This is a genomic window from Streptomyces sp. NPDC020996 (assembly GCF_040641355.1).
Taxonomy (GTDB): domain Bacteria; phylum Actinomycetota; class Actinomycetes; order Streptomycetales; family Streptomycetaceae; genus Streptomyces.
Window position 1 is genome coordinate 31,347 of sequence record NZ_JBFADM010000010.1, and the last position, 16,931, is coordinate 48,277.

Consider the following 16,931-nt stretch of genomic DNA (forward strand, 5'->3'; position numbering starts at 1 on the left):
TCGTTGGTGATGGTGGTACGGGGTGGCGCCTGCCATGGGCCGGACCGGGGCCTCGCTGCCCCCGCGGCCGTGATTCCCTGCCCGTGCGGCCGGTCAGGAGACCAACAGCGCGTCCGGCAGCGGGACTTCGCCGGAGAGGTCGCCGAGCACCAGCGCCGGGCCGCCCGCGCGGGCGGCGATCCGGTCCGCGAGCCGGTGTGCGCCGTGCGCGCCGTGGACCGGGTCCTGCGCGGCGAGCGCCGCGAGCACGTCGTCGGGCACGTCGAAGCCCAGGGCCGTGAGCCGCCGCCGGGTCAGCTCGGCGAGACCGGCGCCGGTGCAGGACGGCAGCCTCAGGTAGTCGGCGAAGGCCCCGGCCAGGTCGGTGCGGGTACGCAGCAGTTCCATCAGGTGCGGGGCGCTGCCCGACAGCACGAGCACCGGACCGTACGGATCGCGCGCCGCGGTCTCGGCGGTCAACGCGTCGACCACGGCGTGCCGTTCGGCGTCCGGGCGGTCGTCGAAGGCCGGGTCGGCCTGCACGGCCAGCAGGCCGCCGACCGCACGGCGGAACACGTCGGCGAGGAAGGTGCGCGGCTGTGCCGCCCAGCGGGCCGGGACGGTGGAGAGCGGCAGGTGGGTGAGTACGCCGGACGGGACGATGCCGAGTTCCGCCAGGGCCCTGCCGTAGGCGGCGGCCACGGCCCGGCGCCCGCTGCCGGGCGCGCCCTCCAGGACGACGTCCGCGAGACCCGCTGTGCCCCGGCCGAGCTCGACGAGGGTGTCCAGGCGTGCCGCCAGTGCGTCGGTCACCGGGCCGAGACCGGCGAGGGCGGTCAGGTGACGGGTGGCGACGGGGACGGGCGCGGCCTGGGAGGAAGGGGAGGAAGCGGAGGAAGGGACGGGCGCCTCGGGTGCGGCGGCGGGCGGTGCGGGGGAGCCGGGCACCGGCGGCGGCGCGGGCATGCCGGCGGCGGCGCTCGGGCCGGGGGTGAGGGTCGGCGCGTTGCCGATCGCGGGTGCCGGTGAGGGGTCGGGAAGCGGCGGGGGTTCGGGAATCGGTGCGGGAGCCGGTGCCGGTGCGGGGGAGCCGGCTCGGGCGGGACCTCCCGGGGTCCCGGTGGGTCCCCCGGGCGCCGGAGGCTGGGGCGCCGGCGTGATGTCGGCGGCGGTCAGCAGGCTCAGTTCGCTGTCGTGCCCGGGCGGCCGGGCGGCCAGCCGGGACGCCTGGGTGCTGATCATCGATTCGAAGACCTGGCGGGCGACCCGGCCGTTGCCGAAGGTGGGCCCCTTGGGGACCTCCTCGAAGTAGCGGCTCAGCGCGTCGAGGGCGTCGTCGGACAACTCGTAGCAGTGCTTGGCGCACAGACCCCGCACGATGGTGACCAGTTCCTCCGGAGCGTAGTTCGGGAACTCGATGGTGCGGGCGAAGCGGGAGGCCATACCGGGGTTGGAGGCCAGGAACCGGTCCATGTGCCCGGAGTAGCCCGCCGCGATGACGACGATCTCGTCGCGGTGGTCCTCCATCAGCTTCATCAGGGTCTCCACCGCCTCCTGACCGAAGTCCGGGCCGCTGCCCCGCGACTGGTTGGTCAGGGTGTACGCCTCGTCGATGAAGAGCACCCCGCCCAGCGCCCGGGTGAAGACCTCCGTGGTCTTGATGGCGGTCCCGCCGATGATCTGGGCGACCAGGTCGGCACGGGCCACCTCGACGATGTGGCCCTGCTCTAGGACGCCCAGCTCGGCGAGGACCGCTCCGTACAGCCGGGCCACGGTCGTCTTGCCGGTGCCCGGCGGCCCGGCGAACACGAGATGGCGGCTCACGGGCGGCATGGGCAGGCCCATCTCGGTGCGCCGCCTGGCCATCTTGTTGAGGTTGATCAGCCCGGCGACCTCCAGCTTGACGCTCTCCAGGCCGACCAGCGCCTCCAACTCGGCCAGCGGCCCGTTGTCCGGCCGGGAGACGTCCGCGTCGGCCGCCGCGCCTGCGAGGCCGTCGGCGTCCCGGATGCCCGCGCCCCCGCCGGGACGCGCGTCGGCGCCCCGGCCGGAACCGCCGCGGCCCGCGCCGGCCGGAGCGTCGCGGGCGTTGTCCTGGACGACACAGTTGCTGAGGTCGGTGCGGGCGGCGGCGTGCGCGTTGACGCCATGGCCACGCGCACCGGTCATCCGGCACCCGACGGCGGTGAACGAACCACCCGCCAGAACCTGTACGGCGTCTCCTCCCGAACCGGTGAACTCGGTGTCGTGAGCGGTCAGTTCCGCGTCCTCGCCGACGACGGCACCGCACTCGCGCAGTACCGAGCCGGTCACGAACGCGCTCGCCGACGCGCTCACTCCCACCCCCTGGCCGCCTCCGCTCACCGCGATCTCGGCGCCCAGCAGGGTGAGCCGGGCACCGCCCTGCGCCCGGACCCCGGCACCCGCGGTGCCGGTGACGGCGAGCCGTTCCAGCTCGGCGGCACCGCCGTCGGCGGCCTGCACGGCCGCCGTCGCGGCGTCCCGGACGACGAGACCCGTCGCCGTCACCGCGGTCGCCGCCCCGGTGACGTGCAGCCCCACCGGGGTACCGGTGATCCGGCAGTCCTCCAGGCGGGGGCGGGCGCCCGCGGTGACGTGGACGCCGCTGCGGGCCACGCCGGTGACGGCGCAGCCGCGCAGCCGCGGCGCCGCGCCGTCGGCGATGTGCACGGAGTGGCCGGCCGAACCGGAGAAGGCGCACTCGGTGAGCGTGGTCTCGCCCCGGCCGGCGAGATAGGCGTCCAGGACGGTGCTGCCGGTCACGGTGACCCTCAGCAGGGCGGCACTCGCCTCCTGCTCCACGGCGACGGCGGGTTTGCCGCTGCCGGTGATCGTGGTGGCCTCGACGGTCGCCGAGGCATGGCCGTTGACGCAGACGCCGTTGCCCCGCGGGCGGTCCAGGCGGCAGTCCCGTACGGCGAGACTGCCGTGCTCGGCTACCACGACCGCCGACGATCCCGTCTCGGCGACCTCGGTCTCCACCAGCACGTTGCCGCCGCGCGAGGTGACGACCACACCCGCGCCGTGCGGGTTGGTCACCCGGCAGCCGCGGGCGGCCAGGGTGCCCTCGTTCCACGCCAGCACGGCCGTCCAGGCCTCGCCCTCGATCCGGCAGCCGTCCAGCGCCGACTGGCCGCGCCGCAGGTCGAGGACCGGCGCGTCCCGGTCCGCTCCCGACAGGACGAGCCCGGACAACTGCACCGCCTCCGCGTCCACCACGACCGTGCTGCCCGAGGACGCGTGCACCCGTACGGTCCCGGCGCCGCCCTCGGCGGCCAGGGTCACGGGCCGGACGATGTCCAGTGCCTCCTCGTACCGGCCGGGGGCGATTGTGATCAACGCGCCCTCCGCGGCCTCGGCGAGGGCGTGGGCGATCGTCCGGTGGGCGCCCGGGCGGTCGGGGGAGACCAACAGGACCTGCCTGCTCACTGCTCGGCTCCTTCTCCGCGGACCGCGTGGGAGCTCACGATCAGTCCGGGTGGGTCGGCGCTCTCGGCCGTGGCGGCGGTCCCGGCCCGCTCCAGCGCGTCGAGGATGTTCTCCAGCCCCTTGAGGGCGATCTGGTCGAGCTTCGCCCGCTGCCCGCCGTCCCCGGCCTTCTCGGCATCCCCGCCGTTCCCGCCACCCCCGGCGGTCTCCGACGGTGACACCTCCCGCATCAGCACGGTGGAGCCCTCCGAGCGCAGCACCCTGAAGACGGTGCCGGGCAGGAACAGCACCCGGTCGGGGACGGCCGGGTCCAGTGCGGCGGTGCGGCGGGCGGTCATCGACCAGATCAGGACATCGGTGGCGCCACTGCCGCGCGGGCCCGGGTGCAGGGACGTGCGGGCATGGCAGAAGGCCCACTCGGTGACCGGCCGGTCCTCGCGGTACCAGGCGCGTTCGGCCTCGTTGAGCCGGGTGCGCAGCAGGGCCGGGCCCCGGTAGGAGGGCAGCCGCCGCAGTCCGGCCGTGACGCAGCGCGCCAGGGGTACGTGCGGCCCGGCCGCCGCCTCGCGCACGGCCGCGTCGGCCCGGCGGGTGTCGCCGGACAGGTAAAGCCGGACGGCGACCAGCTCGGTCAGCACGTCCGCCGCCTCCGTCCTGGACCGGCCGCGCAGCCCCGGTGACTCGGACATCACGCGTGAGACGGAGCCGGCCAGCGCGTTGTACTGCTCCTTGAAGGTCCGGCGCACCCAGTCCCGCTCCTGTGCGATGCCCCGCTCGGGCGGCAGCGCGCAGGCCGAGGCCCGCGGCACGGGCTGCACCCGTACCTCCGGCGCCGCGCCCGCCGACGCTGACGGCGACGGCACGACGGGGACGGACGGTGACGGCACGACGGGGACGGACGGCGACGGCGCGTCGGCGATGGACGGCGACGGCGCGGACGGGCCGGCGTCCGGGTCCGGCACCGGCGCGGGCCGGTCGATGCCGTCGGCTTCCGGCTCGGGCACGGCCGACTCCAGCCGGAACCGGGGGGCGGCGGCCGGCGCGAGTCGCTGTGCGGGGGCGCTCGGCGCTTCCGCTTCCGGAATGGGCGGTGGTGCCGGAACGGGTTCCGGCGTCTCCGGGACCGCGGACGGCGCCGGTACCAGGACCCGCGCCGCCCCGGCCGGGGGTTCCGCGACGTCTGCCGGCTCCCGCTCCGGCTCCGGTTCCCGGGTCCCGCCCGCAGTCTCGTCCCGCGCGGAACGGGGTCTGTTCCGTACGGTGGGTGTCTCGTCCGGATCGGCCGTGCCGTCACCGTCGCGCACGGTCGGTGCCTCCGCAAGGTCCGCCGCGCCACCGCCATGAGGCACGGTCGGTGCCTCCGGCAGGTCCGCCGTATGACCCCCCTGGCCCACCGCGGGTGCCTCCGACGGGTTCGTCGTAGGGATTCCGTCAGGCGCGCCGAACGCGGGGGAGCGATCCGTCGAGCCGGTCTCCGCGCGCCACTGGACGGGGACGTGAACCTCGGGCGCCGCGACCGTCGAAGCGATGGGCGGCACCGCAGCCGGGGCCACGGCGTTCCGCGTCAGGACCGCCGACGCCATGGCGTCCCGCGCCGCGGCCGGACTCCGGCCGGGGGGCGGCTCCGTGGGGTGCGCGGGGGCACCGCCCCGGGACTGCGTCCGGACGCCGGCCGGTCCGGAACCCGGGGCCGGGGTCGGGACCGGGGCCGTCGCGCCGGACGCGACCGCTCCCGTGGCGGGCGTGGGCGCAGGCGCGACCGCGGGTGCGGACACCGGGGCCGTCAGGGGAGCCTGGGAAGGGACGTAGACCCACTCGGCCGCCTCCCCCGGCGGTACGGGTTCGTCGAGGACCGGTCCGCCGTACAGGACGGCGCGGTGGCCCAGGGCGTCGGCGAGTGCCTGGCCGGGCGCGCGGTCGCCGACGGCGTCCAGGGCGCCGTACAGCACGAAACGCGCCGCGGGGCGGGCGCCGGAGAGCACCGTGTCCCAGAAGCGGGCCACGTCGTCGAGTGGCAGCGGAGCGGTGCCGGGGCTGCCGAGGACGACCAGGAAGAGGTGCGGGTCGGTCGGCGCGGTCTCGACCGCGCGCCGGTGGCGGTCGGCCGGAAGGTCCCCGTCGGCGCGGCGCAACCACACGCCTGCGGGCACTGGCTGGACGACGGTGCAGGCGCCGACCGGGCGGGCCCGGGTCGGTACGGAGAACTCCCAGTGCGGTTTCGGGAAGCGCTGTGCCACCGGTTCGGGGTCGTGGCCCGGGCGGAACCGCAGCCAGGCACCGCCGTCGTCGCCGGGTACGAACAGCCCGCCGGTGCGGGTCGGGACGAGGTCGCCGTCCGGGGCGAGCACCTCCCGTCCGAGCCGGCCGGCGATGAGCCGGCCGGCCGTGCGGATCTCGTCGCCGGAGCCCCGGCCGAAGACCAGCCGCGGGCTGCCGTACCGGGAGGACGACAGCAGCCGGGCCACCGACTCCCACTCGGTGGCGAGGGCGTCGGCGGGGACGTCCACCACGACGAGGGTGTGGTACGGGTCCTCGGCGATTCCCCCGGCGAAGGCGGCGGCCCGGTCGTCGAACCGGCCCCTGGGGTGGATCACCAGGGCGTCGCCCACGGGCGTCGAGCGCAGCCGGAGTCTGCTCACCGGGCTCAGCCCTTCGCCGCGGCGGCACGGCTGAGCACCGGACCGTCCGGGATCAGGGCGAGGACGCTGGCGGGCAGGGTGAGCCGACGCCCGCGGTCGCCGAACCCGAGGGCCCGCGCGGCGTCGTCGTCGGCGATCCGGTACTTCAGGCCCTGTTCGGTGACCAGGTACTGGCTCCCGCCGCCCTCCGGCACGGCCAGCACCCCGCCCCCCGGCGGCAGCACGATCCCCCTGTCGTCGACCGTGCCCACGGTGATCCGGGCCCGGCCGCCCGGCAGCGGCGTGAGGCAGACGGTGCCGCCGTCCAGGGCGCGGACACCCGACAGGTCTGGCACCCGGCCGGCCGTGTCATGGACCGCCGAGACCGGGACGGCCGCGATGTCCGCCTGCCCGACCTGCCGCGGCGCGTGCGCGCCGGGGCGCGCGGCGAGCAGGGCGAACTCGGTGGCGTCGACGAGTTCCAGCCCGTCGGAGCGCATCAGGTAGTAGTGCTGGACGACGCCCGTGCCGGCGCGGAAGACGTCGCCGACCTCGGCGGTCTGTCCGGCGACCTTGCCGGCCGCCTTTCCGGCACCGGCGGGTACGGCGGGGGCGAGCGCCGCGCCGGTGGGGACGGAGGCCAGCCAGTCGGCGGTGGCGGGCAGCGCCGGCTGGTCGTCCAGTCCGAGGGCGACCAGCGAGGAGTCGCCGGGGACCGGGTACTTGACCCCCCGCAGGAGCACGTACCGGGCGCCCTTCGGTCCGCCGAGCAGCACCTGCCGGTCGTCGGGCAGTGCGGTGAGCGCGGCTGCGGAGCCGCCGAAGACCAGGGTCTGCCCCTTGTGGGCCGCCCCCCGTCCCGGCAGGCAGCGCGCCCAGGAGCCGGAGGCCAGCGCGGACGCCTCGGGGACGGTGTCCGGAGCGTCCTCGATGCCCACCGGGCCGCCGTGCCGGACCCCGGCGAGAGACTTGGCGGAGACCGTCTCGGGCGCGGTCCGCCCGCCCGCGATGAGCAGCGCGGAGGCGTAGTTGCGGACGGGGCGGAGTGCGCCGTTCGCATAGACGTAGCGGTTGCCGGTGTCCTCCTCCAGGACCACGGCTCCGTCCTTGCGCCAGTCGTCCCGGGCGACGGGTGAGATCAGCCCGTACACCCCGAACCCGGCGCACAGCAGCAGCACCAGGCCCGCCCCGAAGACCGTGCCGAGAGTGGACCGCCTGGTCGGGCTGTCGCCCCGGCCGGGATCCCCGCTGACCAGGGCCGAGGCGAGGCGGCCCATGGCGAACTGGTACGCCTGCACATGATCACGTCGCGTCTGCATGCCCGGCGCTCCTAGCCCGCCAGGCCGCGGAAGTACGCGTACGCGTGCAGCACCTGGAGCAGCAGCGGCAGCAGGGCGATCGCCGTGACGATCTCCAGCAGGTCGCCGAGGTGCCCCCACACCGGCAGCAGCCGGGCGCGCGGCAGTCGCCAGGCGCCGACGAGCAGTGCCGCCACGGCCGCCAGGAGCACCGCGAGCGCGGCGGCCCGGCCCGCGGGGCCGGCGGACGCGACGCGGACGACGAGCACGAGCGCCAGGCCCCAGGCGCCCGCCAGCACGGCGGGGACCCGGTGCAGGGTGCCGTTGGCGCCGCGCGCGCGGAGCAGGACGGCCAGGCTGAGCGAGAGCGGCAGCAGCCACCCGGTCCAGCCGCGCTCACGGTCGACGAGCAGCCAGAGGGCGACCGCCCAGACCAGCGCGGAGGAGACGCCGATCACGTCGAGGCAGGCGGTGGCGACGGTGACCCGGCGGTTCACCGTCTCGCCGGGCTCGGGTTCGATGTCCGACTGGAGTTCCTCGGCGTCGTGCGGCAGCCGGGGCACCCGGAGCCGGGCCGTGCGCAGGGCCAGCCGGGGGGCGAGGTGCCCCAGCACGAACAGGGCCACCGCGACCACCGAGGCGGCCTGGACGGCGCCAAGTCCGGCCCCCTCGGTGAGCCCGGCGCCCGCCGCGGCGGCGACCGCCGTGAGCAGGACGGTACCGGGCACCACGAGGGGAAGCGCGTTCAGCGCGAGCAGTACGCCGGCCAGCGCGACCACGAGCGCGGCGCCCATGAACACCCCGGTCGGACCGGGGGCGAAGGCACCGGACGGGCTCTCGCGCAGGGCCGCCCCGGCCAGCGCGGCGAAGCCGAACGCGCCGGCCCCGGCCACCAGGCCGCTGCCCGGGTCGGCGCCCGTACGGGCCGCCGCGGCGCAGCCGACGGCCAGCAGCAGGGCGATCCCCGCGCAGACGGCCGCCGTGCGGGGCCCGGGGCCCGCGCCGAGCGTCGCTGCGGCGAGCGCGGCCAGGGCCAGGCAGGACAGGGCGAGGGCGAGGTTGCGGGTGAGCCGGGGGCGCCACCGGCCGGGCGCGCCGGCGGCGGCGTGCGCGACCCCGTCGGCGATGTCGTCGAAGTGCAGGGCGGGCAGCGCCGCGTCGGCCGGCCGCAGCTGCAGGACGTCGCCGTCGCGGAGCCCGGCGCTCTCGACGGTCGCCCCGGGATCGAGGGGTTCCTCGCCGAGCCGTTGCAGCACCCAGGGGCCGTCCTGCGTGCCGGGGCGGGCGGTGACGTGGCGCAGCAGGACCGGCAGCAGGCCGGAGACCGTCGTGGTGACCGGGGCGGCCAGGTCGGCGCGGCCGTCGGGCGCCTCGACGGTGAAGCGGCAGACCTCGGTGGCCCGGAGGGGCGGAGGTGCGGTGTTGGTCATCGTGTTCCTGTGGGGGTGGAAGCCGCCGGCACCAGGCCGGTCTGGACGAGCGTGACGGTGCGCCGGGTCACCAGCTGGGCCCGGCCGGCCGGCAGGGTGCGGGGCTTGGCCTCGCCGATGAACTTGCCCTCCTCCTTGGGGTAGGAGAAGAGCAGCGCCGGGTTGCCCAGTTCCCACATGCGGCGGATCAGCGGGTCCATGACGGAGCGCATGGCGCCGGACGTGGAGCGGGCGACCACCAGGTGCAGTCCGATGTGGGCGCCCTGCGCGAGCAGCGGCACCAGCGGCGTCATCGGGGACGGCGTGCCGGGCGCGCCGGTGAAGAGGTCGTAGTCGTCGACGAGGACGAACAGCAGCGGACCGGTCCACCAGTCCCGCTTCTCCAGGAGCTCCGGGGTGACGTCGGGACCGGGCTGCCGCTTGGCCACGGAGACCGCGGCGCTGTCGGCGAGTCTGCCCAGCGCGTCGTTGTCGACCACGTAACCGACCCGGTACTCCTCCGGCACGTCCTTGAGGAGTCCGCGGCCGGGGTCGGCCAGCAGGATCTTGGCCTCCTGCGGACGGTAGCGGGCGGTGATGGCACGGATGGCCAGCCTCAGGGCGTTGGTCTTGCCCGTCTCGCCGTCACCGAAGACCAGCAGGTGCGGGGTGGCGCCGAAGTCGTGCCAGACGGGGGAGAGCCGCTGCTCGTCCCAGCCGAGGCAGAACCGCAGGTCGCGGTCGCCCGTCGGGGCCGGCAGCCGGCGCGCGTCCAGCCGGGCCGGCAACAGGCGCACGCCGGGTGCCCGCGGGCCGGTCCAGAACGAGTCGATCTCGGCGACCGCCGCCTTGGTGGCGGCCGTCAGGTCGTCGGTGCGTGAGGAACTGTCGAGCCGGGGCAGCGCGGACAGGAAGTGGTGGCCGGACCCGGTCAGACCGCGGCCCGGCCGGTGCGGGACACCGGCCGCCGCGCGGGAGCCGACCTCGGACTCCATCGAGTCGCCGAGCCGGAGTTCCAGCTTGGTGCCGAGCATGTCCCGCAGCCTGGGCCGCACTTCCGACCAGCGGACCGCGGAGGCGACCACGTGCAGACCGAACGACAGCCCCCGGGCGGCGAGTTCCATGATCCGCTGCTCCAGGTCGTCGAAGTCCTGGCGGAGCGTCGCCCAGCCGTCGACGACCAGGAAGACATCGCCGAACGGGTCGTCGATCGTGCCGTCCGCGCACAGCGCCCGGTAGGCGGCCATCGACTCGAGCCCCCTGGACGTGAACGACTGCTCCCGCTGTTCCAGGAGTTGGCTCAGTTCCTCGACGGTGCGCTGCACCCGGTCGCGTTCCAGCCGGGTGGCCACCGAACCGACGTGCGGCAGCCCCGCGGTGGAGACCAGACCGCCGCCGCCGAAGTCGAGGCAGTAGAACTGCACCTCGCGGGGCGTGTGGGTCAGCGCCAGCGACAGCAGCAGGGTGCGCAGCAGGGTCGACTTGCCGGTCTGCGGCGCGCCCACCAGACCGATGTGGCCGTCCGCCCCCGACAGGTCGGCGACCAGCAGTTCCCGCAGCTGCTCGAACGGGCGGTCCACCAGACCCAGCGGGACGCGCAGCGCGCCCTGGACCTGGCGGTCGGCGGCGCCCATGCCGCGGTCCGGGTCCGGCACGATGGCGGGCAGCAACTGGTCCAGGCCCGGCGACTCGGACAACGGGGACAGCCAGACCTGCCGGGCGGGCGGCCCGCTGTCCTCCAGCCGTCCGACGAAGACCTCCAGCAGGCTGTCCTCGGCGTTCTCGCCGCCGTCCTCGTCGGGCCGTCCGGCACCGGCGCCCCGGTCGCGCAGAGCCTCCTCGGCCGACGAGACCAGGCGGGCGGCCGCTTCCTCCGCCGCGGCCGGAACCGGCGGGCCCTGCCGGGCCAGGCCGAAGGCGGTCACCTCACGCACCGCGCCCTCGCCGTGCCCGGTCTCCTCCGGGCCCGGCGCGGCGGGCGCGGGGCCGGAGACGTACGCGGCCTTGAACCGGACCAGGTTGGTGGTGTCGACCTTGAGGTAGCCGTTGCCGGGGGCGGAGGGCAGCTCGTAGGCACTGGAGGTGCCGATCACGCTGCGCGACTCCATCGAGGAGAAGGTGCGCAGCGCGATGCGGTACGACAGATGGCCCTCGACCCGGTGGATGCGGGACTCGTCCAGCCGCTGGGAGGCCAGCAGCAGATGAACGCCCAGGCTGCGCCCGAGCCGGCCGATGGAGACGAACAGCTCCACGAACTCCGGTTTGCTGGCGAGCAGTTCGGAGAACTCATCCACGATGATCAGCAGCGAGGGAAGCGGTGCCAGGCCGTCCGCCCCGGCCGCGCGGGCCTTCTCGTACTCGTACAGCGAGGCGTGACCGGCCTCGCGCAGCAGCTCCTGACGGCGGATCATCTCGCCGTTGATGGAGTCCCGCATCCGGTCGACGAGGTGCAGCTCGTCGGCGAGGTTGGTGATGACGGCCGAGGTGTGCGGCAGCCGCTCCATGTTGAGGAAGGTGGCGCCGCCCTTGAAGTCGACCAGGACCAGGTTCAGGATCTCGGAGGAATGGGTCGCGGCCAGACCCGTCACGAGGGTGCGCAGCAGTTCGCTCTTGCCGGAGCCGGTGGCGCCGATCAGCAGACCGTGCGGGCCCATGCCGCCCTGGGCGGACTCCTTGAGGTCGAGTTCGACGACGTCGCCGTCCTCGGTGACGCCGACGGGCACCTTCAGCCGGGCCTCCAGGGCCTGGCGCGGGCGCCACTTGGCCGGTACCTCGAAGGCCCGTACGTCGCGGATGCCGAGCATGGTGGCCAGGTCGAAGTCGGATTCCAGGGGGCGGTCCACCAGGTCGACGCCGCCGCCGGTGCGCATCGGGGCGAGGACGCGGGCCAGCGTCTCGGCCTCGACGCGGTCGAGTACGTCGGCGTGGCCGCTGACGTTCTCGTCACCGTTGGGGAAGTCGACCGCGCCGCCGCGGACGACCAGCCGCAGCACCTTGGGGCCGCCGGGCACCGTGCCGGTGAGGTCGAGAAGCACCACGCCGCGTATTCCGGCCCCCAGCAGCCGCGAGGTCTCCGGCAGCCGTACGCCCTGGGCGACGATCACCGTGAACGGCTCGGCCACGCTGGGCGAGGAGGCGGCGTCGTGGTCGGGGCGGTCGCGGACGTCCGGTCCCAGCAGGTCGAGCAGCTCGTCGTGGTCGCCGGCGGCGAGGCGGACCGGACCTGCGGAGTCCTCCTGCGTGGGATGGGCGTTGTGCGGCAGCCACTTGAGCCAGTCCCATTCGAGGCGCGCGGCCTCGTCGCCGAGCACCGCGACGCGCAGTTCGTCCGGGGAATGGAAGACCGCCAGCTGCCCGAGCACCGCCCGCGCCAGGGCCAGCGCGTCCTCGGTCTCGCCGGTGAACTCGACGCTGGTGAAGCGCCGCAGCGCCACCGGCACGGGCAGCAGGGGCACCGTCTGGTGGGCCTTGGTGAACCGGCGCAGCGACACCGCGCACAGCGGTTCCAGGTCCTCCACCGGTTTGGTCTGCGGCGGGAGGAACTCCAGCGCGGCGCGACGGGTTGCCAGGCCGAAGCGGACGCGGGCGAAGTCGTCGTGCCCGGGCCTGCGTTCCCACAGCCGGGGACCGGTCGCGAGCGCCCACAGGTCGGCGGGGGCCGGGTTGTCCCACAGCAGCGCGGCCCGCTGCGCGTCGGCGGCCTGCCGGGCCTGAGCGCGCTTCTGGCCGAGGTAGCGCAGGTAGTCGCGGCGTTCGGCGCGCATCCGGCGCCGCCGTTCGGCGCCGGGCCGGCCGATCTGGGTCAGCGTCATGCTGATCATGGCGACGCCCATCATCCCGGTCATCATGTACATGGACGCGCCGCCGCTGCCGACCGAGTACATCAGCACCATGGCCCCGGCGCCCAGGCCCATCGGCAGGTACGTCAGCACGGATCCGAAGTCGGCGGTGGCCGGTTCGCCGAGGACCGGGGGCTCGGCCAGTTCGACCTGTCCCTCGGGCATCGGGGGACCGTCGGTACGCGGTGGGCGCTTCGCGATGACGGTGCTCAACGTGCTCTCTTCCCTGCTCTCCGAAGGCTGGAACTGCGCGGCGAGCCTAGGCAGCCGGCCGCCCGGAGCCCGGGCCGTACGGCGGATGTCTGTCCCGGCGGACAACGAAACCTGGCCGGACGGGCGCCGTTGCAAGTGCACGCCAAGTCGGCACCAAGACACCCCGGTGAAGATCCTCGTCCACCGTCTCCTCCGCCGGATGGCGCCCACGCCCGGCTCACGGGGGCGACGGCCCGCACCCGGAAGGAAAGCTAAGGACGTTGGGGATGATCTCGATCGCCGTGCTCGCCGGTGACCCGATCACCGGAGAGGGAGCCGTCTGGTGCCTGCGCAGGTACCCGGGGCTGCACGTACTGCCCAAGGAGGAGCATCACCACGCGGACGTCGTGCTCATGATCACGCCGGACGTCGTCGAGGAGACCATGCTGCTCATGGAGTCCATGTCCGCCAACTCGGCCAACCCCGGCATGGGGGTGGTCCTGGTCACCGGGCACATCGGGGAGGCCCACCTGATCCGGGCCGTGCACCTCGGCCTGCGCGGGGTGATGTGGCGTCAGGAAAGCACCTACGACAAGATCGTCGAGGCCGTGCGGGCCGTGGCCGACGGCGGTGCCGCCCTGCCGTTCCCCGTGCAGGGCCGCCTCGTCGACCACATCCGCGCGGTCCAGCGTGACGTGCTGGGCCCGCTGGGACTGACCGCGTCCGGTCTGGAGGCCCGCGAGGTCGACGTGCTGCGGCTGCTGGCCGAGGGCTTCGAGACCAGGGAGATCGCCCAGAAACTGAACTATTCCGAGCGCACCATCAAGAGCATCGTCAGCGTCATGATGACGCGGCTCGGCCTGCGCAACCGCACCCACGCGGTCGCCTTCGCCCTGCGCTCCGGAACGCTGTAGTTCCCCCAGGGCGCACCCCGGTGAACCCGGTACCCAAGGGAAGGAATGTCCGCCCTGCCGGGCAGAACAACCCGCGCCCGACCGCCCCGCAGCCGCCCCGGGCTCTAGGGTCGCTCGCCGACGGACCATCACGCGGAGACGGGCAGGCAGACATGGAGCGCGCAACGGGGCTTCCGGAGTCCCCCGGGGAGTCAGCCGTCTGGGAACGGCCGCTGCCGTGGCTGGAGGAGACCGGCACCCGGGCCGGGGCCGCGACCAGCCCGGAGGCCGACGCCGACGGCGACCCTGCACCCGGCGTACGAACCGGATTGGGCCCCGCTCCCGAAGGGCCGGACCCCGAACTCGCTCCGCACGCGGGGGGCACGCCTGACAGCGAGGGCGGGCCTGCACCCGACGGCGCGAGCGAGACCGGCCCGGAATCGTCACGGACGCCGGAACCGGAACGGGCGTCGGCAGCGGCGTCGGCGTCGCACGATGATGAGGCACCCGCCCCGTCACCGGCGCCCGACACCACACCCGCATCCGACACCACACCCGCACCCGCACTTACATCCCCGCCCGCGCCCGAGGACCCGTCCGCCCGCACGCCGGACGGCGCTGACGGGTCCGGAACGGCGGGCGGCCTGCCCGGAGGGCTGTTCCGGCCGTCGGCGACCAGAGCGCAGGCGCCCGGTCCGCGGGACGGAGAGGGCTCCCGGGAAGCCGAGCCGGAGCGCGGCGCGCGGATCGTCGGGGCCACGGTCGCCGCCTGCGTTCTGCTGGGCCTCGGCCTCGGCGCCGTCGCGTTCCTGGCAGTGCCCGGCGACAGCCACTCCGAGCCGCGCGCCGCGTCCGTCGGTGACGGCGCCGTCCCCCGTCTCGCCACGGACGGAGCGCCGGGACCGAGCGGGTCCCCGTCGGCCTCGGCCAAGGGCCGTCGGGGGCACGACGAGAAGGGGACGGGAACCCACCGCACCGAGGACGTCCACGCCGCCGGAAGTGGGTCCCCCAAGGCGGACCCGGGTCACCAGCACCCGGCGGCCGGCGCCCCGGCCACCGCGGCCGCAGCCGCCGAGAGCGGCGGCACGTCGACGGGCGAGAAGTCGACGGGCGGGAAGTCGACGGGCGGGAAGTCGACGGGCGGGAACTCGGAGCAGACCACCACGACCTCCGTGGCCGGTGACGCGATCGTCGGCTACGGGTCCTCGAAGTGCATCGAGGTGAGCGCCCACGCGGGCGTGGACGGCTCCCCGCTGCGGCTGTGGGGATGCGACGGCCATGCCTGGCAGCAGTGGGTCTTCAAGTCCGACGGCAGCGTGCGATCCATGGGACGGTGCCTGGACATCGCCAACGCCTCGCAGGCCGACGGCGCGGTCATCCAACTGGCCACCTGCAACGGCGGCTGGGCCCAGCGCTTCCGCCTCAACAGCGCCCACGACCTGGTCAACACCCAGATCGGCAAGTGCGTCGACGCCAAGGACTCCGGCACCGCCAACGGCACCCGGCTCCAGTTGTGGGACTGCGCCGGCACGTCCAACCAGAAGTGGCGCCTGGGCTGAGCCGGCCGCCGCGGCACCTCCTCGGCGAGGGCGTACCCGCTGCTCACCTGTGCGCCCAGTAGGGCGCCTGACGGGCATCCGCCCTGTTCAGACGCCCTCCATCCGGTTCAGCCGCCGTCCGTCACCCCGCGCAGGTTCTCCGTGATCGACGCGCCGAAGGGGTGCGCGATGGCCGGCAGCGCTTTCTGCTGGGCCGGCTCCTGGGCCGACTGGGTGGCTTCTCGGATGGCCGCGAGCCCCAGTCCGGATTGCGCTGCATCGCCTGGGCCTGCCGGAGGAACTGCTGCATGTCCGGGCGGTGTGCGCCCAGCGGGCTCGTCATGGTGGGACTCCTGCTTCTGCCGGGGCCGTCTGCCCGAGGGGGACGCCGAAGCGCCCTTGCCGCCGGACACGGCGGAGGGCGAGGCGACCGGGCTCGTCGCACCCATGTGCGGGGTGTACGACGGTGGCTCGTACCGCACCGGGCCGCCGCCCCCCGCCGGAGCCGGACAGCGGAGGGGTGCTCCGCTGTTCGCGCCCCCTCCCGGTGTCGTCGCCCTGGGGCTGGGATGCGGCGGCTTCTCCGCGGCCGCGGCCCGCTCGGCCGCCTGCTTGCGGTCGCGCTGGTAGTCGATCAGTCTGCCCACGCCGAAGACGCCGGCGCCCAGGACCACGATCAACCAGCCCGGACATGAGCACCCGTGACAGCACGCTGGGTGTGTCGCGGCCCCCGGGCTGCCGGGAGCTTGACGCGAAGCTCGCGGCGGAGCCCGGAATTCCTGGTGCTCTGGGCTCCTTACGGGTGGGTTCGCCCACTGCCGTGAATCGTTTCGGGGGTACGGGTCGCCAGAACTGTCGTGACGGCAAGTCAGCGGACCTTCGCCTGAGTCATGACTCTGCGTACATGGTTGCGCACTCCACAACAGGCTTTGTTTCCGTACTTATTGACGCTGGTCGCCTTTTGGTGATTCCCGGACGGGCCGTACGCGAACTCTGCACGAATTGCCGCAGGGGGCCTTTGGTCGGAAGTCGGCCACGCCGGGCCTGAACGCTTCGCCGCGGGTGACCTCCGGGCAGTAAGTGATGTCCGGTCGGGCAAAATTGGGCCTTATCTGTCCTTGTTCGTCTATGGTCGTCCACCGTCTCGGCGAGTTGCGGCCGGAAGCGGGTGCGGGCCCGGGTCCCAGAGGTGCCGAACAGTTCCTGCCGTGCGCTGAACGCTGTGCACTGACAGGCAAGTTGTCGTGCACGGACGGACAATCCCCCGGCGGTCGGCGGACGTACTGTCGCGGAGCGGGATGCCGAAAGCCGATAACGGTTGGAGATGCCTCGTGTCCGACGTCGTCGAGTCGACCGGGTCAGTGTTGAGGAACGAACAGCGAATTCCATCGACCGTCAACCTGGCCTTTTCTTCGCGCGAGCGGTGCTCTGAGGAGTCATTGGGTCCGTGTACCGGCTCAACGAGCTGAAGCGACGGCTCACCCCGCTCGCCGACTCCTGGATCCGGAGCCAGGCCGCGGGCTACTACCAGGAGCGGCAGGCCGAGTGGGACCAGGCCGCCATGGGCCTGTTCGACCCGCAGGTGGGCGTCCTAGGCGAGATCGCCCGGGCGCTGAACATCAGTTGCCAGAACAGCGCGGACGCCGAGCTGTCCAACATCCAGACCTGGAACAACGGCAACTGGGTGGACTGACGTGATCGGCAGACAGGTCCGC

General features: G+C 74.5%; 9 protein-coding genes. 3 read left to right on the top strand and 6 right to left on the bottom strand.

Annotation, left to right across the window (positions count from 1 at the left end):
• Nucleotides 1-93 precede the first annotated feature (93 nt).
• Genes AB0G63_RS10035 through eccCa form a run of 5 tightly spaced genes read right to left on the bottom strand, consistent with a single transcriptional unit; the run spans nucleotide 94 to nucleotide 12,758 of the window.
• Nucleotides 94-3,429, bottom strand: coding sequence for a right-handed parallel beta-helix repeat-containing protein (locus tag AB0G63_RS10035; RefSeq protein WP_360747122.1), 3,336 nt, complete (start codon nucleotides 3,427-3,429; stop codon nucleotides 94-96).
• The gene (locus tag AB0G63_RS10040; protein ID WP_360747125.1) at nucleotides 3,426-6,068 is read right to left on the bottom strand and encodes a hypothetical protein; all 2,643 of its coding nucleotides are present in this window, start codon (nucleotides 6,066-6,068) and stop codon (nucleotides 3,426-3,428) included. The genes AB0G63_RS10035 and AB0G63_RS10040 overlap by 4 nt, the downstream gene beginning before the upstream one ends.
• Before the next feature lie 5 nt (nucleotides 6,069-6,073).
• On the bottom strand, nucleotides 6,074-7,366 hold the full coding sequence (gene eccB, locus AB0G63_RS10045; protein WP_360747128.1) for a type VII secretion protein EccB: 1,293 nt from the start codon (nucleotides 7,364-7,366) through the stop codon (nucleotides 6,074-6,076).
• An 11-nt stretch (nucleotides 7,367-7,377) separates the two neighbouring features.
• Nucleotides 7,378-8,775 carry a type VII secretion integral membrane protein EccD gene (gene eccD / locus AB0G63_RS10050; RefSeq protein WP_360747131.1) on the bottom strand — a complete coding sequence of 466 codons (1,398 nt, stop codon included), beginning with the start codon at nucleotides 8,773-8,775 and terminating at the stop codon, nucleotides 7,378-7,380.
• Nucleotides 8,772-12,758: a type VII secretion protein EccCa gene (eccCa, locus tag AB0G63_RS10055; RefSeq protein WP_360747134.1), complete on the bottom strand. Its 3,987-nt coding sequence runs from the start codon at nucleotides 12,756-12,758 to the stop codon at nucleotides 8,772-8,774. The genes eccD and eccCa overlap by 4 nt, the downstream gene beginning before the upstream one ends.
• A 314-nt stretch (nucleotides 12,759-13,072) precedes the next feature.
• Between eccCa and AB0G63_RS10060 the strand changes: the two genes are divergently transcribed.
• Both AB0G63_RS10060 and AB0G63_RS10065 read left to right on the top strand, forming a co-directional pair.
• Complete coding sequence (locus AB0G63_RS10060; RefSeq protein WP_360747137.1) at nucleotides 13,073-13,699, top strand: response regulator transcription factor; 627 nt, start codon at nucleotides 13,073-13,075, stop codon at nucleotides 13,697-13,699.
• 152 nt (nucleotides 13,700-13,851) lie between these two features.
• Nucleotides 13,852-15,237: a ricin-type beta-trefoil lectin domain protein gene (locus tag AB0G63_RS10065; protein WP_360747140.1), complete on the top strand. Its 1,386-nt coding sequence runs from the start codon at nucleotides 13,852-13,854 to the stop codon at nucleotides 15,235-15,237.
• Nucleotides 15,238-15,344: 107 nt separating this feature from the next.
• Here AB0G63_RS10065 and AB0G63_RS10070 read toward each other — a convergent pair whose 3' ends face one another.
• Nucleotides 15,345-15,896: a hypothetical protein gene (locus AB0G63_RS10070; protein WP_360747143.1), complete on the bottom strand. Its 552-nt coding sequence runs from the start codon at nucleotides 15,894-15,896 to the stop codon at nucleotides 15,345-15,347.
• Nucleotides 15,897-16,663: 767 nt separating this feature from the next.
• Here AB0G63_RS10070 and AB0G63_RS10075 point away from each other — a divergent pair.
• Nucleotides 16,664-16,909 (top strand): hypothetical protein, encoded by a 246-nt coding sequence (locus tag AB0G63_RS10075; RefSeq protein ID WP_360747146.1) that lies wholly within the window; start codon nucleotides 16,664-16,666, stop codon nucleotides 16,907-16,909.
• Nucleotides 16,910-16,931: the final 22 nt, after the last annotated feature.

Excerpts from the sequence above, each read along its gene's own strand:
- AB0G63_RS10065 (WP_360747140.1), top strand. The coding sequence starts at position 13,852 with ATGGAGCGCGCAACGGGGCTTCCGGAGTCCCCCGGGGAGTCAGCCGTC.
- eccD (WP_360747131.1), bottom strand. The coding sequence starts at position 8,775 with ATGACCAACACCGCACCTCCGCCCCTCCGGGCCACCGAGGTCTGCCGC.
- eccB (WP_360747128.1), bottom strand. The coding sequence starts at position 7,366 with ATGCAGACGCGACGTGATCATGTGCAGGCGTACCAGTTCGCCATGGGC.
- AB0G63_RS10060 (WP_360747137.1), top strand. The coding sequence starts at position 13,073 with ATGATCTCGATCGCCGTGCTCGCCGGTGACCCGATCACCGGAGAGGGA.
- eccCa (WP_360747134.1), bottom strand. The coding sequence starts at position 12,758 with ATGCCCGAGGGACAGGTCGAACTGGCCGAGCCCCCGGTCCTCGGCGAA.